We start from the raw sequence: 20,075 nt of genomic DNA, 5'->3' as shown, positions 1-20,075 counted from the left end.
CTGACGCGGCACGCCAGAGAGCTCTATAGACGCAATAGTAAAGGACGGGGCGATAAATGAGGCGCTGGAGGGGCAGCAGTAGTAGCAGGCGACGATCCTCGCCCGGATCGAAGCGAAACGCCGCCGCCGCGACCAGAATCTCGAGCAGCGGCAACAGCGCATACCCTAAGAGCAACAGCTAGGAAGGAGCTTGGCCCGCGCCGTCGGCCTGCATCCAGTCCCACAGGTTGAGCAGGAAAAAGGCATCGGCGAGCGGCGCAAGGAAGGGCAGCAGGTAGCCGAAGAGCGCGATGTCAGGGAGCGCCGTCAGGCCCAGACCCGAGCCCTCGCGCCAGGCGTGGCGGTGCTTGAATGTGGCCTGCAGCGTACCGAGCGACCAACGCAGCCGCTGGGTCATGAGCTGCGATAGGCGGCAGGGTGCCTCGGTGGTGACGACGGCCGTCTCGTCATAGATCACCCGGTAGCCCGAGCGGATCACCGACATCGTCAAGTCGGCATCTTCGGCCAGCGTCTCGGAGGAGTAGATCCCTGCTTCGAGCACAGCCGTGGCACGCCAGGCACCGAGTGCGCCCGGCACCACCGGAATGGCATTGAAGCACTCGCGTGCGCGGCGCTCGACGCCCTGCGCGGTGATGTATTCGAGCGCCTGCAGCTTGGTGAGCCATCCCGTGCGGTTGCCCACCACCACCTTGCCGGCGACGGCACCCACCTCCGGGTTCGCGAAGTGCCGCACCAGCCGGGCCACGGCATGCGGGTTGATCTGGCTGTCGGCATCAAGGCAGACGAAGATCTCGGCCTCGCTTTCGGCCAGCGCGGTATTGAGCGCGCTGGCCTTGCCACCATTGGCTTGGCGGATGACCCGCAGCCGCGGATCCTCGCACATTGCCCTTGCGATCTCGGCGGTACCGTCGGTCGAGCCATCATCCACGACGATGACCTCGAGGTAGTCATAGGCACTGCGCAGAGCGCTCCGGATGCATGCGGAGATGACCTTTGCCTCGTTATAAGCGGGGATGACCACCGCCACGCTGGGGCTGTCTCGGCCCGACAGCAGCGGTGCCACGTGACGCTGCCGTAGCCGCGCCGCGACCAGCAGGAAAACCGAGCGCCCTGCCCCGATCACGAAGGTCACCCAGAAGCCAAAGGCAAGCAGCGTCCAGCCATTGCCTATCAGCTGGAAAGAAAAGCGGTGGAACGACTGTGCGAGTGCCGGCGCGGCCGGCATCAGCGTGTAGCTCGGCACATCCAGCAGGCCCGCCAGGGTGGTGAACTCGTAACCTTGAGCGCGCAGCTGCTCGATGATCAGTGGGACCGCCTCCACGGTAGCGCTCTGATCTCCCCCGCTGTCATGCAGAAGCACGACGCTGCCCGCCCCTTCGGCAATCTGCGTGATAACCGTATCGGCGAGCGCCTCGGGGGACTCTGCCTTCCAGTCCCAAGGCACCACTTCCATGCCGGCGATGACGTAGCCGGCCTCGTGCAGCGGACGCAGGGTGTCGAGCTCGGCGGGATGGATCGGACCGCCGCTGCGCATGTAGGGTTCGCGATAGAGCCGCGCCGAGACGCCGCTCGCGGTGCCGATCGCGAGCTGTGTCGAGTTGATCTCGAGCCGGGCCCTGGCTTCCGAGATCGCGTCCATCTTCGGGTGCCAGTAACTGTGCGAGCCGACCTCGTGGCCCTCCTTCAGCATTCGACGGAGGATCTGCGGGGACTGCGCAACGAGCTGACCCAGTACAAAGAACGAGGCAGGCACATCCTTCGCGGCCAGAACATCCAGAATGGCGGGAGTGTATTCGGGATCCGGTCCGTCATCGAAAGTGAGGACGATTTGGTCAGGGCGACCCCGACCATAGAGTTCGACAAGCGCTGCGCGCGGCGTGATCTCGTAGTCGAACCCCGTGATCTCGTCGCTCATCGGATCGCGGGTGATATGGCGCAGCCCTGTCATGCCGGCCGGACCGGGGCGCACGAAGGGTCCCGTGCCCAGCTGATGGACGTAGCTGTCAAAGGACACGCCGCTCAGCGCCTCGTCCGTTGCGCCGGCAAGGCGTGGCCAGATTGCCGGGTCCTCGAGCCCCACGCCCCACACCGCGATCCCCGCGAGGGGGCGGACTTTCAAAGTTCGAAGCTGGCTGTCGAAGGAAGCGAGATCGAGAAACCAGGCGCGCACCCGCCCTCCTGTTTCGTCCCGCCAGCTCGCGTAGCTGTTGCCGCTCTCGCGGCTGAACGCCATCTCGCCATCCGCGAGCGAAAGCTCGGTCACCGCGTGCGCGAAACCGACCCGCTCCGGCAGGGCCACCTGCGGATGCCACAGCACGGCGCCCGTTCCCAGAGCCAGCACCAGCCGGTCCTCGGGCACGAGCCCCTGCACACGGTCCACCTCATCGGCAAACCAGTCGCGTGCCGCAAGCGGGCTCGGCGCGGTCCCGATCCAAGGCTCGACGAAACCCTTGGCGATGACATGCTCCGCGACACGTCCGGCGGCCTGCAACAGCTCTGCTTCCGTCCCAGCCGGAAAGATGGCGCAGCGCTCCATGTCGCTTGCACGGCTTCGCTGCATCCAGTCCCGCACGAGAGCCACGCGGTCAGCCAGAGGCGTGCCCACCAAGGCACTGAAATCGAGACAGTAGCCCGGCCAGTCCTGCTCGAGGGCTACGGCCTGCAGCGCTTCGATCTCGGCCCCGAGCTGAGACGGGGTCTTCGCGAACACCGCAAGATAGTCCGGCGTCACGTTCACCACCGGCCAGGTGGCAATGCCCTTTCGGGTGGCCTGGACGATGGGCATGCGCGCCGCTGCCGTTTCCATGTCGAGCCGCGCGGCCCCGTGAGGCGCCGTGAGCGTGGCCCATTCAGGCAGAAGGACGTCGATCAGCCCGCAATCTTGCCCAAGCGAGAAGGGCGCATGCTGGGAGGACGAGGGTGCAAAGGCAAAGACCGGGCGGCGGCTAGCGGCATCGGGTGCCGGGCAAGCCATGTTAGGCGTGTTTCCGGCTGGCAGGAGCACCTGAGCCCCGTGCGGTCCCGGGGGTTCGAGCCCGTGTAGATGCTTATGCGCGCCCAGACCGGGGGAAAGGATGCCTTCTTCTTCAGGAGCTCTGACGGGCGTTAAGTGGCCGTCATGCCAGATCTCGATGAAGAACAGTGTGGCCCAAGCCGCAAGAAGCACTGAGGCGAAGATTAGCCCCGACCTCAGGCGCCCATACCGTCGAGCACGCGGGTCCGCAAATACGCCGGCGGGCAAGCCGCGCAAGACACGGGGAACCACGAAATCTGGGGTGCGCTGAGGCATGAGGGATCACCGGACCAATTCCTGCGAACCACGCCACCGGACCAATCCCATCCCCGGCGAAGAGAAAGCTCTTCATCGGAGGCAGTCCCGCATTCTGCGGGTCATGCACCGTGGCGTGATTGTGTCATTGGTAGGGCGACCGCAGCGCATGGTCCAGAAATCGCCCCATTTCTACCCCATAAGAGCGCAAAACCGGCGGATCTAGTTAACTATCTGGAAACAGATTGATTTGAGGCGCAGGTTTGTGCCGCCTGCACAGCACAGTTGCAGCGGCCGAACCCGAATCTCGGGGCCCCGAATTGTGGTGAGAAATTGGCGACCCGAGCTGGTCAGCGCCAGATCAGATCGTTGAAACCAGCAAGGCGATGAAGTCTCGTAGAAAAAAAGGCGACATATGAGGAGAAACAGATCGCGGCGCCTTTGATCGGGACCTTGCAGCCGAGCATGCGCATACGGAGCAGGCTTAGTAGTTCTTAAATCGAATAGGATCTGCAGGCCTACCCATCCATGCCGGTCATACTTTTCGCAAGGTTCAGAAGCGCCTGCTTTTGCCTGTCCGGCAAGGACATCCAGATCCGAAGCAATTCGGCCGAGCCGCGATCCGGCAACGTCGATAGTAGCGGGTCCGCCTGCTCCTTACCCTCGAAGAAGTAGGTGATGGGCACGCCAAGCGCATTGGCTATGTCCCACAGCCGGGACGCTGAAACCCGGTTCGCCCCGGTTTCATACTTCTGTATCTGCTGGAACTTGCATCCGACCGCATCCCCTAAATCCTGCTGCGTCGTTCCTCTCATCCAGCGCCCTTGGCGGATGCGTGTGCCAACGTGGCTATCGATCGGATGGGTCATCTCCTCCGTCTCGGCATACTTATCTCCAAGATAACGCTGTGTCGCCGTCCTATTCTGGAAGCCTACGGCCCATTCAATCAGATATGATACTGCCGGACGTGACTGAGCTGAACCAGCGTGTTCAACACCAAAACCTGATGCTCAGTCGTCTGCAAAGAGTTATGTCACACCGCACAAAGTTAAGGCGGCCTCGCCTACCAGTTGCTGCGCCCTCCTGTTTCGGTGCCAGGAGGCGCCGCCGTACGGCTGATCAGGATCAACAGGTCGGAGAGCCGGGATGAAAGGATGATCTCACGATCAATAACCCGGCGGCCGTGCGGACGCAGGAGAGCAGCTATTACAGCGACTGCCCGCTCCTCTCGGGCCATGATACTTCGATACGGAGCCTGAGGGGGTGCGGTGCCTTTCCGTCGGATCCATCGCAAGCTCAGAAGCTCCGCAACCTGCGACAGTGCCGCCGGGCCGAACAGGCCATATCGGATTTCCCAGCCCTCCGTGCAGGCGACAGCGCTCTTCCATACCCCTCGCTCAAATGAACTGACGCTTCCCATGTCCTGCGGTTTGGCGGCAAACTGTTAACGAGCCGTTAACGGTCGCATGGAGACGGTCATGACGCCGCCGGTGTCATCGACATATGAGGTGCATGAGCGGAGGTGTCCTTTCGCCGCTCAAGAGGGCATCGCGGCACTTCCATTCCGCGAGACGCCCGACTGGTGGTCAATCGCCACATCCCGACACCTCGGGATCTACCGCCCTCACATCAGGGTCTGCACTTGGACGGCACGCTACCTGTCTAGGAATAAACTCTATAAGCAGCGAGCTCTTGGTCCTGCTTTGGACGCGGGTCAAGGCGCTCTTGGTTTTGAGACCGCGGTGATGCTTGCCGAAGCATGGTTCGCGGCCCCTGATGTCGCCGACAAGGTGCATGCCACCCGGCCCGCCGAGCGGATGACGGCCGTCCGCTTCTGCCCTATCGGAGATCTCTACACCATCGGCCACGCTCTTGCCGACTACACCGCTTGGACGAAGATCGCGCATTCGCCGGGCGGACACTACAACACGCTGGCGCTCATCAACCATCATTTGGCGGACGAGCTGCTGTTCGTGCCAATCAACGACATCGTCCCTCACCACCTTCGGCGGCTGGCGCATCGCGTGCTGGAGCGTCCTCCGAAGTTCGGCTTTCAGCGCGAACGGCCAAAGGTTCGGTTGTGCGACCTTACCCCAGAGGATCTTCGACGCCGCAAGCGCACCTTCAACAGCCTAGTAACAATTCTGCGCATGGCGCTGCGCCTTGCTTGGGAGAACGGGCATCTGGAGGCTGAGCGGACATGGCGCTGCTTGCGACGGCTACCGGTGAACCACACGCCCCGCCGGGATTTCCTCGACCGCTCCCAATGCCGGCGCCTACTCGCCGAATGTCCACCGGCACTGCGACGCTTGGTGCTGGGGGCTCTCTACACCGGCTGCCGCGTCGGCGAGCTGGGGCAGCTGCGCGTGGAGGACGTCGGCTTCCAGATATACGGGCTGCGTATTCCGGCCTTCAAGCGAAGCCCTGCCCGCTTCGTCTTCCTGCCGGACGAAGGCATGGCCTTCTTCCAGCGGTGCTGCCTCGGCAAGGCCCCCCAGGATCACGTTCTGCTCTCGGAGTCTGGGAAGGTCTGGCGACGCCAGCACGCGGAACCGTTTCGGCTTGCCGCTGCCCGGGCCGGCCTGTCATCCACTTTCGTTTTTCATGGTCTGCGGCATACCTATGCCAGCGACCTTATCTGCCATGGCGTGCCCCTGGAGGTCGTGGCCCGACAGCTCGGACATGCCGATACCCGAACGGTCGCATCGACCTACGGGCATCTGGCCGAGCGATACCGGGAGGAAATGATCCGCAGTAGGTTCTCGGCATTGGTCGCTGAACCGGCAGGGACAGGGTAGATTTGATAGGAACACACTGAACACTGCCGCAAGGCTTTCTTGGCGGATGGCCAGCAGGGGAGATTCAAGTTCGGGTATTCGTCAGCTATTCGTGGCCACAGTCTAACTCCAGCCATGCCCGAAACGCGCGTGCCAACTTCTCCCGCTTGAGGAACACACCCGTTCCTGTCGCCAAGGCGAAGCCGGCCGTCCCGGTTTTTTCTCTCCAACTCCATTGATGCCTTGCCGTCTCAAGCCTAGGTCGGGTCTTCCGTAGAGAAAGGAGCTTCGTCATGCTCAGGTCCCTTGCCCTGGCTACCCTCATCACCGCTGCCGCCCCCCTCGCCTCGGCGCAGGAAGACGGCACGCTGCAGGTTGGTATGTCCGGCGGCTACTTCCCCTTCACCTTCGTTCGCCAAGACGTACTGCAGGGCTTCGAGGTCGACGTGATGAACGCTGTAGCGGAAGAGACAGGGCTCGAGGTCGAGTTCGTCACCATGTCCTTCTCCGGGTTGATCGGTGCATTGGAATCGGGCCGCATCGACACTATCGCCAACCAGATTACCATCACGCCTGAGCGCGAGGAGAAGTTCGTCTTCACGCAGCCTTACGTGTTCGACGGCGCGCAGGTAGTGGTGAAGGCCGGCAATGAGGGCGAGATCAATGGTCCTGAGGACCTCAAGGGCCGTTCGGTCGCAGTGAACCTCGGCTCAAACTTCGAGCAGCTGCTGCGCGAGCTGCCCTATGCCGACGAGATCGACATCCGTACCTATGAGAGCAACATCGAGCAGGACACTGCGCTCGGTCGGGTCGATGCCTTCGTGATGGACCGCGTTTCCTCGGCGCAGGTGATCAAGGAAAGCCCGCTGCCGCTGGCGCTGGCCGGGCAGCCGTTCTCGGAGATCCGTAACGCCCTGCCCTTCCGCGACGACGAGGCAGGCCGCGAGCTACGCGATCGGATCGACGCTGCACTGACCACACTGAAGGACGATGGAACCCTGGCCGAGATCTCCGACAAGTGGTTCGGCAACGACATCACGACCGCGGAGTGACACTGTGCGGGCACTCGACTTCGACTACATGCTGGGTCTGGTGCCTGTGCTGCTGGGGTACGTGCCCCTGACGCTAGGCATGGCGCTGGCCGGCATGGCGCTGGCGCTGGTGCTGGCCTCGCTGCTGGCGGTCGAGAGGGTAGCGAAGCTGCCCGTGCTCGATCCGCTGGTGGTGCTGTTCATCAGCTTCTTCCGCGGCACGCCGCTGCTGGTGCAGCTGTTTCTATTCTACTACGGCCTGCCGCAGGTGATGTCCTTCTTGACCCAGATCAACGGCGTCACCGCTGCAATCATGGGACTGACGCTGCACTTCTCGGCTTATATGGCCGAGAGCATCCGGGCCGCGATCACAGGCGTTGATCGCAGCCAGTGGGAGGCAGCGCAGGCAGTCGGGATGACCCAGTCTCAGATGATGGTGCGGATCGTGCTGCCACAGGCCGCGCGCATCGCTGCGCCGACGCTGGTCAACTACTTCATCGACATGATCAAGGGGACCTCACTGGCCTTCACCCTCGGTGTCACCGAGATGATGGGTGCGACCCAGAAGGAGGCGGCGGGCTCGTTCCTCTACTTCGAGGCTTTTCTCGTGGTCGCTCTGATCTACTGGATCATCGTCGAGGCGCTGTCTTTCGCGCAGCGCGGCCTCGAAGCCCACCTCAACCGGGCCTTTACCCGATGATCGAGATCAACGGACTGACCAAGGGCTTCGGCCAAGGCCCGGTGTTGAACGGCATCGATCTGATGATCGAACCCGGCGAGCGGATCGTGGTGATCGGCCCATCTGGTACCGGCAAGTCGACGCTGCTGCGTTGTCTCAATTTCCTCGACCGGCCCGAGGCCGGCACGATCCGCGTGGGCGACCTGACGGTGGATGCCGCCAAAGCCACCAAGACGCAGATCCTCGCACTGCGTCGCCGCACCGCCTTCGTGTTCCAGAACTACGCGCTTTTCGCCAACAAGACCGCACGGGAGAACATCACCGAGGCCTTGGTTACCGTGCAGAAGAAGCCGCGCGCGGAAGCCGAGGCCCGTGCTAACTCGATCCTTAGGGAGATCGGGCTTGAGGAGAAGTCCGACAGCTACCCCGCCGCGCTCTCGGGCGGGCAGCAGCAACGCGTAGGCATCGGCCGGGCCATGGCGCTCGACGCGCAACTGATGCTGTTCGACGAGCCGACTTCGGCGCTTGATCCCGAATGGGTGGGTGAGGTCCTCGACCTAATGCGGCGCGTGGCTGAGCAGCACCAGACCATGCTGATCGTCACCCACGAGATGCAGTTCGCCCGCGAAATTGCTGACCGGGTGATTTTCATGGAGGGCGGACGGATTGTCGAACCGGGCCCGCCGGAGCAGATATTTGATGATCCGCAGGACGCGCGCACGAGGACCTTCCTGCGTCGCGTGCGCTGATGCTCAATCCCCGCTAATTGGGGTAGCCACGCCCGGCGCCTCAGATTGATGCACCACATACTTGAGCCGGCCCTGCTAGCTCAAGTGCCCTACACAAGTCGCAGCAGCGCGAACCAGCCGCTACGATAAGTCCCTGAGGCGGTATCCCCCCGTGGGAACCTGCCCATGCCCTACCGCGCTTGCGGTGCCACACTGGGGCCCTCCTTCTGCAGCGGCGGCAAGTGATAACTATAGGTTGTTTTTTGGTATTGCCGATCTCCTGAAGGTGGCATCTATGTTGGTCATGTTTTCGATTGGAGAATGTGATGAAGGTTGTCTTCCAAGCGCTTGTTGGCGTGATGGTCACCGCGGTACCCGCACTTGCTGAGCAGAAGGTTTTTGGGGAGGCCGAGGTCGCCTACGGGCAAACAGACCTGGAAGACCTCGATGACACGGCTGATCACCTCAACCTCGGGGGCAAAGCAGCTTTCGTGTCTTCCGCCGGTCTCGGCATCCAGTTGGGCGCAAGTTACTCCAATCTGAGCGTTAAGGGGGCTGGCGAGGCTGACATCTATTCCTATGACGCTCATGTCTACGGAGATGCCGGAGACTATAAGGTTGGGGCATTCATAGGTCGGATGGAAATCGATGAGGTCGAGATCTACGGGCAGGGTTCTGCAGACCTGAACGAGACAGTGACCAGCTATGGGCTGGAAGGTCAGGTGGATCGCGGCCCCATCACCTACCGGGGCTATGTAGCTCGAGCAGATATCGACGGTACCGACAATATCATCTACGGCATCGGGGCCGACTTCGACGTGAACCAAGCTTTCGAGATAAGCGCTGATTATGATGCCATGGACGTGTCGATTGACGGCTTTGAAGAAGAGCTGGGAGTCAGTGCGTTCAAGCTGAGTGCGGGCTATTATGTCCCGCAGGCGCCCGTTCGCTTGTCTGCTGCCATTGGCCGGAGTGACATCGAGTTCGATGGAATGGATGCGAACGCAACCAGTTTCGGCATCGGGGCCTCGTATCTCTTCGGAAATAGGGCTGACGCAGCGCGTGAAAAACTGTTCAAGTCGGTTGCTGTGCCGTTCTGAGCCAAGAAGGCTTTGAAATCCTGATGAAGGATATCCCTCTCAAGAGGCTTGAAACGCACGCCTTATCATATTCATAGGCCGGCTGGAGGGCAGCGCAGTTGGGCCCTGTTCTTTACGTACCCGGTATTTCCGTCTCCCGCGCATTTCTTTCGATTCCATGCCGGTGCCGCGGAAAGAAGGGCTAGCCGATTCCTTCTTGGCTAGCCCTTCAAGAGCAGTTCAGACCGTAACGAGATTACTGGGCATTCACCTCGCCATCAGCATTGGCATCCGCATCGGCGGAGCCATCTTCTTGGCCTTCGGCCTCCATATCCGTATCCTGCTCTAGATCGGCATCTTGGGTCTGCTCGCCGCCAGCATCATCTTCCAGCACCTCGCCTCCTTCCTCACCATCCTGTCCGTCGAACTCCTCATCCTCCTCTGTGGACCCCTCAGTCTCCGTATCATTCGGATCGATCGCGGGTTCGTCCTCGTCGACTGCGTCCCGCTCCTCATCGTCGCCCGATGCCGAACGGGATTCGGGATCATCCACCTCAGGGGAGGGAATAGGTTCGATGACCACCACACCGTCAATCACGCCCTCGGGCACCGCGAACATGACGGTCACCGGCGCGCCGTCACGCATCACCGGAGCATCGACATCGGTCATGTCTGGCCCGAAATCAAAGGTGCCGTTGTCGTTGCTCTCGACATGCAACATGGCCATCAACTGAGTTCCGGCAGACAACGCTTCCGGAATAATCACAGCCACATCGGCATTTTCGCCCGTCGTCACCGGGGCATGCCCCAAGGCCTCACCGGCCGTGCCATCGGCAGCAACGGAATGGACCACGATGTAGCCGTCCTGCAGAGCGGTGATGAGCGGGAATGTCACCGTGGTCTGTCCATCCGACATGGACATCTGCATCATCGCGTCTTCGGTGACCACGATCATCGTTTTGTCATCCTGCGCCAGAGCGCCTCCTGCCATCAGGGCGGAAAAGGCGGCCGCGCTTGCAATAGCCTTGATCATTGGAATCTCCATGATGAAACTGCGCGCATAACTCGCCACCGACGGCTTAGTTCAGCAGGATGCTCAGCATGGTCATCGCTGGCGCTGCGCGCTGACCAGCAGCGCGCTCGCCTTGTCGATTGCGGTCTCAAGATCAGTGAAAACGCGCTCCATCGCCCGCGCCGAAGCCTCTCGCTGATCCCGGCCATGGCGGTTGGCCATTTCACGCATCTCGGCCGATGGCCTGACAGCGTGCCCCTGCAGCCGAGTCCGTCTGAACGGCCGCACTGCGAGGCGCCCGCCCAAGCTTGGCACTGCCCAGATCCGCGCCGTTCGACGGCCGGTGATCTCCTTCAGGAGACCTAGTTCGGTCATCTCGTCCAAGAGCGTCAGCGCGGTGCGGACTGACACGCCGATCCTTTCAGCAAGCCGCGCCGAGTTTAGCACCGGTGCGGTTGCGAAGGCCTGAACCGCATCGGCCAGGCGTGAGCGTCCGCCCCTGCCCTGTGAAGCGTCCTGCCCGTGACGAAGCCAGTCGCGCGAAAGCGCGAAACGCCCGAGTTCTGCTTCGAAGACTTGGGCAAGACCGGTGCCTAGATCCATGAGCCCTGCTTCGCTCCCCGGCGACCAAGCCAGGAACTGCCGGTGGCTCAACGCGAGCGCTGGCGGCGAGACCCAGTGCGCATCTACCCGACCCGACAGACCCCGCAGGACGTCTTCGAGGTCGGTTCCACGCCCAACCCGGCCCCGCAGGCTGCTGTCGACCGCCATGAAGATCAGCCTCTCGACGATCGGGTTAGCACGCTGTGACAGCGCCGCGTAGCTGGCCGCCGCCCGAGCCGCAGCCAGGATCGGCATATCGCCGGCACCCACCTCTGCGAAGAGGCCTTCGATCTCAGCGTCATCGAGCCGTTGGCCTACAGGCTCATCGCCCGTGGTAAAGCCGGACCCCTTTCCGGTGCCTGCCGCTCTCTCGAAACGCCGCACGGCCTGGACGGGCCGCGCCAGAGGATCTCCAGGCGCCTTCAACACGCGGATCAGGCTCAGCGCCAACTCCGCACCTGTCGGATCCGCGTCCTGCCCTCCATTCAGAGCGATGCGTGGGAGCAGGTCGCCCTCCGAGATCCGGATGCCCTCCAGACCCACACTTGCCACGACTTCGGCGAGTGCAATCTCCGAGCGCCAGAGGTTGCCAACCGCGGGTTCGGCCCGGGTCATGGCTTCCAGTCGTGCAGCCAGTACTTCGGCTCGCAGGAAGGTTGTAACGGCACTTCTCGATTTTTCGGCGCTGTCGAAGTCCATCAGCTACGCCCCTGTTGTGCCCCACAATTCCTTCCTTACTTGAGGATTAATGACCCTATCTTCAATCGTCTCAGTGACGATCAGACATGTCGGAATGAGTTCTCGGCAAAGCGGCATTTGAGGAGCGATCATGTCCAATCCGAGAACGCACTACACCGGAACAGAAGCGTTAGCTTCGTTCCGCGCCTTAGAGGGAAAGGTATCGAAGCGTGTCGCCTCCCCTCCCCTACCGCCTCGGCCGCGGCCCCGCGTCTATTGCAGGCGTCTTCAAACGACCGTATTCTGTTATTAGATTGAATTGGATTGACCGCGCCCTGCGCCTGCCTGCAGGCCCGCGCGATCACGTCCCAGCCTCGCCTGCATCTGCGGGCCGAACCAAAGGGCCGAACATGAGCACGTTCCCGACCCACCGGACCAAGATCAATCGCGCTATGGCGCTGGCCGAGATCGGGGAGAACAAGGCGACCGCCGAGGCGCTACTGCGCGCGATCCCTGACCGCGTGATCGCCAAAGTGACCGGGCACGAGCTCGCCGAACTCCTCGATGCCATGTGGCAGCTGTCGTGCGAGACCAGGCGGATCACTCAAGCAGAGGTCGTGCGAGACGGCTTCGTATGGGATGAACGGGACCATGTCCTCCGGGATCTCGCCTGATGGCGCTCATCGGCTACGCCCGCGTCTCCACCGACCTCCAGGACACCGCCGCGCAACGGCGCGAGCTGAAGGCCGCCGGCTGCACCGAGGTCCATGAGGAGTTCGCCTCAGGCGCCATGCGCGCCCGGCCGGTCCTCGCGAAGCTCGTGGCGAGCCTCGGGCGCGGCGACGTGCTGATCATCGTGCGTATCGACCGCTTGGCGCGCTCGCTGTCGCACCTCCTTGAGGTCATCGAGACGCTGGAAGCCAAGGGGGCGCATTTCCGATCCTTGGGCGATCCGATCGACACCACCTCGCCGCAGGGCAAGTTCACCCTGCAGATCCTCGGCGCCACGGCGGAGTTCGAGCGGGCGCTGATCCGCGAGCGGACCATGGCGGGGCTGGCCTCGGCGCGCGAGAAGGGCCGCGTCGGCGGCAATCCGGGGCTTCGGGACCGCGACCCGGAAGCGATCGCCAAGGTCAGCCGGGCGCGCGACCGCAGCTACTTCGACAAGCTAAACGAGGAGGCGCAGCAGTGGCTACCCGCCGTCCGTCAGTTCCGGCCTCGGCTGCCCTGGGAAGATGTCGTGCGGATCATCAATAGCCGCCATCCGGGCGCGAAGCCTTGGACCGTGGAGCGGCTGCGCCGCGCGGCCGGGCGCTTCGTGAAGGACGGGCTGCTGGATCGGGACGTGCTGGATCGCGCCCCGCCCCCGCAGAAGGACGACCGGATCCTGGCGATCATCGCGGGCATCAAGAGCTCGGCGCCGGAGATGACGCTGAAGGAGATCGCGGCGCGGCTCGAGGCGATGCGGGAGCCGACGCCGCGGGGGCGGTCGAAATGGGCGACGTCATCGGTCGCCCATCTCCTGGAGCGGGCGCGGCAGGCCGGGCTTCTTGAGAGCGGCGCCGGCGGGCAGACGTAGCGCAGGTTCTCCGAATGGCACGGCTATTGCGAGGCGTTCGGGGCAGCGTGCGATCCATGAACAGCACATGCCCTTCCCTCGCTGAAATTATCCGCAGCCTTGAGACCATCGCGGCGCGGCGCCGGGGAAGCTTCAACGCCAAGACCGAGATCCGTGTCGTGGTCGCGCCGGACGCGCTCACTCCGGCCGTGTTCATGCGTTTTCTGGAGACCAGCTTCGCGGCAAGCGCCCGCGAGATCGAGCGGGTCGACATGAGCGAGGGGCGCATGTCGCTGGGCGAGCTTTACGACACGCTCACCTGACCGGTCCGGCGGCGGGGCGTCAGAGCCCCGCGACCTCGAGCGCGTTCGTCGCGCGCCAGGTCTCGAGTGCCTCGTCGGGGTTGTCGAACGGGTAGAGCTCGAGCAGCTCGGCGCCACGATCGAGCGCGGTCCGGAAATGGGCCTTCGCCGCTCGCGCATCGACCGGATCACCCGCCCCCATCTCGCTGAAGTCGGCCGTGGTGGCGGTCGGTTCATCTTCGCCGGCAGAACGGTAGACGGCGGTCCAGTGGGTGAAGGTGGGATCCATCAGCATGCGCTTTTCCTGTTGTTGTTGATTGGCGTGCCCAAGCGGTGGTCGCCGCCCCGGAGCGAAACTCATAACACAGAAATGGCGGCGCGGTTCGCGGCGTGACGCGATGTCGCGGCGGGATCGGGGCGCGCTTTGCCAGACGGCATACGACAACCACCTTCAAAGGGCGCCAGGGAAGACAACCTCGGCGCTGCGCAAAGCGCGTCGAGGTTAAAAGGCACCCCGGGAAAGACAGCCTGCGAGAATGCTAGAGGCTCAAGTCAGGCGGCGCACCAGTTCCGCGATATGCGCCGGGCCGACCTCGCAGCAGCCCCCGACGATCGTCGCACCCTTCTTGACCCAGTCCCCGGCAAACCCGGCATAGACCTCCGGTGAGAGATCCTTGCGCGCCGACAGCTCTTTCACCGTCGCACCCGCCTGGACGAAACTCGGGGCAATCCGGGTGAATCCGTTGGCATAGGCGCCGAAGGGTATCTCCACCCCCTTGATGACGTCCAGGGCGACACTCACCGCCTCAGGGGTCGCGCAGTTGATCAGCAGCGCATCGGCCTTGGAGGTCCACTGCATGACCTCTTCGAGGGGTTCGCCGGAACGGAGCCTGGTCCCATCGTCATCGTCGACCGACACGGCCAGCCAAACCGGCTTTCCATGACCGGACGCCCCGGAGAGCGTGGCGCGGACCTGCTCGATCGAGACGACCGTCTCGATCAGGAAGAGATCGACGAAGGGCGCCTGGATGCGACAGATCTCGGCGAAGAGCTCCACGGCATCGTCAGGCAGGGGGTCCGAACGGTAAGACCCGCCCAAAGGCCCGATGGCGCCCGCAACGCGCCCGCCACCGGCGGCATCGCGCGACGCGCAGGCGATCTCGCAGGCGGTGCGATGCAGCGCCTCGAACTGGTGATCGAGCCCGAAGGGGATCAGCCTGTCATGGTGGATCGCATAGGTGTTCGTGGTGGCGACCGTGGCGCCTGCGGCAAAGAAGTCGTCATGGACGGCACGCACCAGGTCCGGCTCGTCGAGCATGACCTTGGTCGCCCATAGCGGCGTCGGCTCGGCTGCAGTTCGGGCGATCAGCTCCTGCCCCATGCCGCCATCCAGGATCGTGATCATGTCTGCCATCCAACCTGTTGCCGAGTGAAATCGAGTGGGCCGCAGGCCCGATCCGACTTGATCGCCGGACGGGGCACATCCCATCTTACTCAATGCGGCACGATGCAGGACTGGCCGATCCTCTTAGCGGGACAACAGTCATCGAGCGCCGGGACGTTCAATGCGGAGCAGGCCAATGGCAGCCTAGTAGTGCATCAGGCCGAGACCGTCCCGTCGCCGAACTTGCCCGTCCGTAGCCGTCGCAGGTTGGCCATGAGCCCGGCGTTGATCTCGGAGCCGTTCGGCATGCGCTCCACCCCCGCGGGGATCCCCATTGCCTCGTTCCACAGCGTTGGATCGAGCCCGGCCTCGTCGAGCATTGCCTCGGCGCGCTCGAGCTGGCCGAAGAGCTGCGCAAGCATCTCCCAAGCCGCCGGCGGCACCTCCCGGCTGCCGTCTACCCAGCCCCGGACCATCTCGGCCGGCTGATCGAAGAAGTCGATAGCCTCCTCCTCGTCGAGGCCGCACAGACAGAGCACGCGCTCGAAGGACGTCATCGGGCACCTCGGCAATCTTATGGATCGAGGCTAGGCGGATTTCACCGGCGCTCGCCAGCCGGAGGGTGACGCTGGGTCGCGCGGCTGTAGCGCGCGGATCGTAGTGCCGCAGCGCCGCAACGGCTCGGGATTTTCGGTCGCAGGATGGATGGTGCTCCAGAGGCCGGCGACCGGCCGCCATCCGAGCGAGGAGCACGACATGTCCACCCGACCGCAGATCCAGAAAGCTGGCCTGAACGGCACGCGCGAGCCCGGCCCCCTGGGCGCGCTGGAGTTCGAGCGCATCCTCGCGACCGAGGGCTCTGTTGCACGGAGCGCCTGAAGGCTGAGCTTCCCCTTACCCCGAGCGGTTTAGGCGACGGGTTCTGTGAGGGGAATGCCGAGTGCGGTGAAGCGGTTTAAGATCGCGATGCGGACCTGAAGCTCGGCGGTCTGGCGATCGAAGTCTCGAGCCATCAGTTTCTGGCCGAGCAGCTTCATACAGTTCATCTTGGTCTCGGCGCGGCTTCGGCGGTGATAACCGGTCCAGTGCCGCCAAATAGCCCTGCCGAGGTGCTTGATGGCGCGCAAGGCCTCGTTCCTGTCTGCCGCTCCGGGGCTATCCTTCTTCCATGGCTTGGCGTTGCGCCTGGGCGGTATGATCGCGTCCGCGCCCCGGTTCGCGATGGCGTCGCGGCAGCCGCGAGTGTCGTAGGCGCCGTCAGCCGTGACCGAGGCGATTGCCTCGCCCTGGGGGATCTGGGCGAGTAGATCAAGCAACACAGGCGCATCGCCCACGCCGCTGCCGGTGATCTCGATAGAACGCACCTGTAAGGTAGCCTCATCCATGGCCAGATGGACCTTGCGCCAAACCCGCCTGCGCGAACCACCGTGCTTGCGCGCATGCCATTCGCCTTCGCCGCGGACTTTGATGCCCGTGCTGTCGATGAGCAGATGCAGCGGCCCGTTGCTGCTACGGTAGGGCAATTGCACAGCCAGCGTCTTCTGCCGCCGACAGAGCGTCGAGAAGTCCGGGACCGGCCAATCGAGCTCTGCGAGCTTCAGCAGGCTTGCCACGAAGCCGGTCGTCTGGCGAAGCGGCAGGCCGAACAGGACCTTGATCGTCAGACAGGCTTGAATCGCGGCATCGCTGTAGACCGGCTGGCCTCCGCGCTTACCCGATGGCGTCGCGTGCCAGGGCGTCGACGGGTCGAACCAGACGGTCAGCGATCCACGCTCACGCAACGCCGCGTTGTAGGCGGACCAGTTCAGTGTGCGGTAGCGGGTGGGTGCAGACTTGGACATGCCACCCAGCTACGCCGTAAGACTCGCAATGTGAATCCCGGGCAGGCTTCGTGCAACAAGGCCCGCTCACTGCGCAAAATGATCGCAATAGCTTGGGCCCTAGAACTGCTATTCGCCAGCGCCATGGGACAGCCCGCTTACAGTAGCTCTATGCCTCTCGGGCATACATCAATTCGCGATTGATCAAGCGATGCCTGCCGAGGTTGCGAAATCAGTCACCGGATGACATCGCCTTCAATCGCTTTCCCGCTCGGCGATTGCGATCAGCACGAGCGCATCGTCGACGCGATCGCTGAGGGTGACGGTGCCGGCGCGCATCGCGCCATGGCGCATCATCTTGCGGTCATCAGCCTCGACATGGGTGTTTTCCGCCCCGGGGGGCCGGATGCCCCCTGACCGCCGTGCCCCCCGGCCCGCGACGCTCCCGACGCCCCGACCCGATGCGATCGCATCGCCGCGGACGGGATCCGGGGGGTAATGACTTCACTCGCCATGCCAAAAGAGGTGTGGCCGGACAGGGTCCATCTTGATCCTGCAACTTCGTCGGGAGGCTCTCGACGCGGCGGGCGGGCCGTTCGGGTCATCGGTGCTCCGGCCCGTCGGCTTCGGCGGCCGCGAAGACCCGAAGCACGGTCAGCACCCGCCGTGTGCCGCTTCGTGTCTGCCAGTGCAGTGAGGCCCCCTCGGCCAGACCGATCAGGGCGACTCCGATTGGTGTTAGGATCGAGATCCGGCCGCGGGTGTTGTCGGCCTCCTTGGGAAACACCGGCGTGACGGTCCGCTCATGGCCGGTGGTCTCGTCCCGATAGGTGACCGCCCGCCCGATCGCGACGACGTTCGCGGGAAGCTTCGCCACCGGAAGAGTCCGCGCTCGGCCGATCTCGCCCAACAGCCGATCGGCCAGATCCGGGTCGCGCCGGAGGGCCTGGCCGACAAGCGTCTCGAGCCGGTCGAGGCTTTCGACGCCGGTGACGACCCGGGGACGCCGGCCGGTCGGTCGCAAAGTAGCGCGGGGCTGTGCCATCGGATGTCCTTTCCTGAAGATGGACTGTACTGTCGGGGATTGATCAGGCCGCGTCAGTATCGGGTGGCGGCATCGTGTCGAGCACGACGACGGTGTCGATCCGCCCGTCGTCGCGCAGAAGCGGCGCTGCTTGCAGATGCCGCATCCCGATCAGGGTGGCGCCAAGCAGCGAGGCGACGAGGACATGCCCCGGACGGGGAGCCGGGCACATGGACAGCAGGCCCGCGCGCGGCTCCTTGTCGGCGATCCTGTAGACGACGCGGCATCCGGCCACCACGAATTCGGGCGATACCGGTTCCCGCGCGCCGCGGGAGATGCGCAGTTTGTAACGCAGCAACTCGTTCAGAAGCACGGGATCGGGGGAATGACGGGTGTCGTGGCGCCGCAGCAGACCCTCGATCCCGGCCCGGTCCCGAACCGTGAGAAGAAACCCAGTTTCGAAGGCGCAGCGTTCAAACACGGCACGAAGATCGCGGCGCCTGGGCAGCCGCACGACATTGGCAATGGACATGGATGATCTCCCGAAGCGGCAGGACCGCTATCTCTGGCAAGGATGCGAGAAAGCCCCGGGCGGTCGAAATCGCGCCTAGACGCGGGCCGCCCGGGGTTCCGGGCGGTTCAGAAGCAGAAACCGGAAGTGGTTCTCATGCGTGACCATGCCGCGACGGTAACCGACCTGCTGGGCCTGTCAATGCCCTAGCCACACGGCGCGCCGCCCGTATTGATCCTACGGCGGCGGCTGCCGTCCGGCACGGACCGGACGGCAGCCGCTCGTGTCACGGATGGGATCCGGCCACGAGCGTTTTTCGCCTTGCCGGTGTGCCGAGACGTTGTTCCGGGACCGACCGTGCCGAGGGAACGATTTTCTTTTCTCGCTATAGCCGTTTCAACTCCGCCCGGTTTCGAGGCAGGGAATGGTGTCGGTTGCCTGTTTACCGGGCACGCGGCTGACAGGGAGAACGAGCGAATGCGCGTCTGGCACCACCTTCATCCGGTCCTTCCGCCCTTCCACGGCCTCGAGCAGCTCAGATCCGGGATCGGTGCGCTGGTCGGGATCGGCCTGTGCAGCCTGCTGGTCGGGATCGGGTCCGGTTTCGGCCTGACGTCTCTGCACCTCGTGGCACCTCTCGGCGCAACGGCGGTTCTGGTGTTCTGCGTGCCGAACTCGCCATTGGCCCAGCCCTGGTCCGCGATCGCAGGCAACATGGTGTCGGCCTGCGTCGCGCTGCTGATGATCTGGATTTTGCCCGCGCCGTGGTCCGCCGGGTTGATCGTCGGCGCGGCAATCGTGGCGATGATGGCGATCCGGGCCCTGCATCCGCCCGGCGGGGCAGTCGCGCTTTTGACCGCGCTGGATCCCGCGCCCGCCATCGAGGGCGGCCCGGCCTTCGCGGTGCTGCCGGTCGGACTCTTGACCGCCGGGCTCGTTCTCGCCGGCGCCGCCTACAACCGCGCCACCGGACGGGTCTACCCGTTCCGACAGCCAGAGACGGTCGAGGCGGAAGGCGCCTCGCTGCGGCTGGGGCTGACGAGCCATGAGCTCGAGCAACTGCTCGATCGCTTCAACCAGACGCCCAACTTGGGCGTGGCCGATCTTGGCCGGCTGCTCGCGGCAGCCGAGGCCGAGGCCGCCCGGCACCGCTTCGACGGCACGACCTGCGCGGACGTGATGACGGTCGATCTCATCACCGTCCGGCCCGACACGCCGCTGCGAGAGGCGGCCCGCCTGTTTCGTACCCGCGCCATCAAGAGCCTCCCGGTGGTCGACGTGGAAATGAGGCCGCGCGGCATCGTGCTGCAGGCCGATCTTCTCGGCGAGCTGGAGGGGCGGAACGGTCCGATGCGCCTCAGACCGCGGCGCAAGGTGGCCGAGGTGATGCGGCCCGCCGACCAGACCGTTCCGCATGATCTGCCGGTCGGCGCGCTTCTCGACCGGTTGGCGGTGCAGGGCAACGAGGTGGTCCCCGTGACCCGCGATGGGCGGCTCGTCGGCATCCTCACGCGGTCCGACATCATCCGCCTCCTGCTGCGCGGCAGCGAGGAGCGATCGGCCGCGTGACCGCGCGGCCCGATCCCGCGTCACCGCCCCGCCATCAGGCTCCGCTTTCCGT

At 64.1% G+C, this 20,075-nt stretch carries 21 protein-coding genes; 11 read left to right on the top strand and 10 right to left on the bottom strand.

The window, feature by feature from the left end; translation table 11 throughout:
- Positions 1–178 precede the first annotated feature (178 nt).
- Positions 179–2,974, bottom strand: a complete 2,796-nt coding sequence (locus tag T8T21_RS18340; protein ID WP_322337867.1) for a glycosyltransferase — start codon at positions 2,972–2,974, stop codon at positions 179–181.
- Between the two features lie 812 nt (positions 2,975–3,786).
- Positions 3,787–4,137, bottom strand: coding sequence for a helix-turn-helix domain-containing protein (locus tag T8T21_RS18335; RefSeq protein WP_322337866.1), 351 nt, complete (start codon positions 4,135–4,137; stop codon positions 3,787–3,789).
- Between the two features lie 609 nt (positions 4,138–4,746).
- On the opposite strand from T8T21_RS18335, the gene T8T21_RS18330 reads away from it, so the two are divergent.
- The 5 genes from T8T21_RS18330 (at position 4,747) to T8T21_RS18310 (ending at position 9,583) form a co-directional block, all read left to right on the top strand.
- Positions 4,747–6,066 carry a tyrosine-type recombinase/integrase gene (locus T8T21_RS18330; RefSeq protein WP_322337865.1) on the top strand — a complete coding sequence of 440 codons (1,320 nt, stop codon included), beginning with the start codon at positions 4,747–4,749 and terminating at the stop codon, positions 6,064–6,066.
- 272 nt (positions 6,067–6,338) lie between these two features.
- Positions 6,339–7,097 carry an amino acid ABC transporter substrate-binding protein gene (locus tag T8T21_RS18325; RefSeq protein WP_322337864.1) on the top strand — a complete coding sequence of 253 codons (759 nt, stop codon included), beginning with the start codon at positions 6,339–6,341 and terminating at the stop codon, positions 7,095–7,097.
- 4 nt (positions 7,098–7,101) lie between these two features.
- Positions 7,102–7,776: an amino acid ABC transporter permease gene (locus T8T21_RS18320; protein ID WP_322337863.1), complete on the top strand. Its 675-nt coding sequence runs from the start codon at positions 7,102–7,104 to the stop codon at positions 7,774–7,776.
- Complete coding sequence (locus T8T21_RS18315) at positions 7,773–8,504, top strand: amino acid ABC transporter ATP-binding protein (RefSeq protein WP_322337862.1); 732 nt, start codon at positions 7,773–7,775, stop codon at positions 8,502–8,504. Before T8T21_RS18320 ends, T8T21_RS18315 begins: the two co-directional genes overlap by 4 nt.
- 305 nt (positions 8,505–8,809) lie before the next feature.
- The gene (locus T8T21_RS18310; protein WP_322337861.1) at positions 8,810–9,583 is read left to right on the top strand and encodes an outer membrane beta-barrel protein; all 774 of its coding nucleotides are present in this window, start codon (positions 8,810–8,812) and stop codon (positions 9,581–9,583) included.
- 235 nt (positions 9,584–9,818) lie between these two features.
- Here T8T21_RS18310 and T8T21_RS18305 read toward each other — a convergent pair whose 3' ends face one another.
- Together T8T21_RS18305 and T8T21_RS18300 are read right to left on the bottom strand one after the other, a co-directional pair.
- The gene (locus T8T21_RS18305; protein ID WP_322337860.1) at positions 9,819–10,595 is read right to left on the bottom strand and encodes a DUF7282 domain-containing protein; all 777 of its coding nucleotides are present in this window, start codon (positions 10,593–10,595) and stop codon (positions 9,819–9,821) included.
- Positions 10,596–10,667: 72 nt separating this feature from the next.
- Positions 10,668–11,876, bottom strand: coding sequence for a hypothetical protein (locus T8T21_RS18300; protein WP_322337859.1), 1,209 nt, complete (start codon positions 11,874–11,876; stop codon positions 10,668–10,670).
- A gap of 389 nt (positions 11,877–12,265) precedes the next feature.
- Between T8T21_RS18300 and T8T21_RS18295 the strand changes: the two genes are divergently transcribed.
- From T8T21_RS18295 to T8T21_RS18285, 3 genes are read left to right on the top strand one after another with little or no spacing between them, the layout of a single operon-like run.
- On the top strand, positions 12,266–12,529 hold the full coding sequence (locus tag T8T21_RS18295) for a hypothetical protein (RefSeq protein WP_322337858.1): 264 nt from the start codon (positions 12,266–12,268) through the stop codon (positions 12,527–12,529).
- Positions 12,529–13,434 (top strand): recombinase family protein, encoded by a 906-nt coding sequence (locus tag T8T21_RS18290; RefSeq protein WP_322337857.1) that lies wholly within the window; start codon positions 12,529–12,531, stop codon positions 13,432–13,434. Before T8T21_RS18295 ends, T8T21_RS18290 begins: the two co-directional genes overlap by 1 nt.
- Before the next feature lie 56 nt (positions 13,435–13,490).
- Entirely contained in the window at positions 13,491–13,736 is a 246-nt protein-coding gene (locus T8T21_RS18285) for a hypothetical protein (RefSeq protein ID WP_322337856.1), read from the top strand.
- A gap of 19 nt (positions 13,737–13,755) precedes the next feature.
- Here the strand turns inward: T8T21_RS18285 and T8T21_RS18280 are convergent, their stop codons facing one another.
- From T8T21_RS18280 to T8T21_RS18270, 3 genes are all read right to left on the bottom strand, one after another.
- Positions 13,756–14,010 (bottom strand): hypothetical protein, encoded by a 255-nt coding sequence (locus tag T8T21_RS18280; RefSeq protein WP_322337855.1) that lies wholly within the window; start codon positions 14,008–14,010, stop codon positions 13,756–13,758.
- Between the two features lie 252 nt (positions 14,011–14,262).
- A complete protein-coding gene (locus T8T21_RS18275) occupies positions 14,263–15,120 on the bottom strand; it encodes a homocysteine S-methyltransferase family protein (protein ID WP_322337854.1) in 858 nt (285 codons plus the stop codon).
- A 194-nt stretch (positions 15,121–15,314) separates the two neighbouring features.
- The gene (locus T8T21_RS18270; RefSeq protein WP_322337853.1) at positions 15,315–15,656 is read right to left on the bottom strand and encodes a hypothetical protein; all 342 of its coding nucleotides are present in this window, start codon (positions 15,654–15,656) and stop codon (positions 15,315–15,317) included.
- Between the two features lie 199 nt (positions 15,657–15,855).
- Here T8T21_RS18270 and T8T21_RS18265 point away from each other — a divergent pair, with 199 nt between their 5' ends.
- On the top strand, positions 15,856–15,978 hold the full coding sequence (locus T8T21_RS18265) for a hypothetical protein (RefSeq protein WP_322337852.1): 123 nt from the start codon (positions 15,856–15,858) through the stop codon (positions 15,976–15,978).
- A gap of 29 nt (positions 15,979–16,007) precedes the next feature.
- On the opposite strand, the gene T8T21_RS18260 is transcribed toward T8T21_RS18265, so the two are convergent.
- Positions 16,008–16,940, bottom strand: coding sequence for an IS5 family transposase (locus tag T8T21_RS18260; protein ID WP_322337851.1), 933 nt, complete (start codon positions 16,938–16,940; stop codon positions 16,008–16,010).
- Positions 16,941–17,228: 288 nt separating this feature from the next.
- On the opposite strand from T8T21_RS18260, the gene T8T21_RS18255 reads away from it, so the two are divergent.
- Complete coding sequence (locus T8T21_RS18255; RefSeq protein ID WP_322338013.1) at positions 17,229–17,336, top strand: hypothetical protein; 108 nt, start codon at positions 17,229–17,231, stop codon at positions 17,334–17,336.
- Positions 17,337–17,520: 184 nt separating this feature from the next.
- On the opposite strand, the gene rnk is transcribed toward T8T21_RS18255, so the two are convergent.
- Together rnk and T8T21_RS18245 are read right to left on the bottom strand one after the other, a co-directional pair.
- Entirely contained in the window at positions 17,521–17,964 is a 444-nt protein-coding gene (gene rnk, locus T8T21_RS18250; RefSeq protein ID WP_322337850.1) for a nucleoside diphosphate kinase regulator, read from the bottom strand.
- Between the two features lie 43 nt (positions 17,965–18,007).
- On the bottom strand, positions 18,008–18,475 hold the full coding sequence (locus T8T21_RS18245; RefSeq protein WP_322337849.1) for a hypothetical protein: 468 nt from the start codon (positions 18,473–18,475) through the stop codon (positions 18,008–18,010).
- 456 nt (positions 18,476–18,931) lie between these two features.
- On the opposite strand from T8T21_RS18245, the gene T8T21_RS18240 reads away from it, so the two are divergent.
- Positions 18,932–20,023 carry an HPP family protein gene (locus tag T8T21_RS18240; RefSeq protein ID WP_322337848.1) on the top strand — a complete coding sequence of 364 codons (1,092 nt, stop codon included), beginning with the start codon at positions 18,932–18,934 and terminating at the stop codon, positions 20,021–20,023.
- Positions 20,024–20,075 lie beyond the last annotated feature (52 nt).

The sequence above is a fragment of the Limimaricola variabilis genome, assembly GCF_034371605.1.
GTDB lineage: Bacteria > Pseudomonadota > Alphaproteobacteria > Rhodobacterales > Rhodobacteraceae > Limimaricola > Limimaricola variabilis.
Note: the sequence above shows the minus strand (reverse complement) of the source record. Positions and strands in the feature narration are given on the sequence as shown.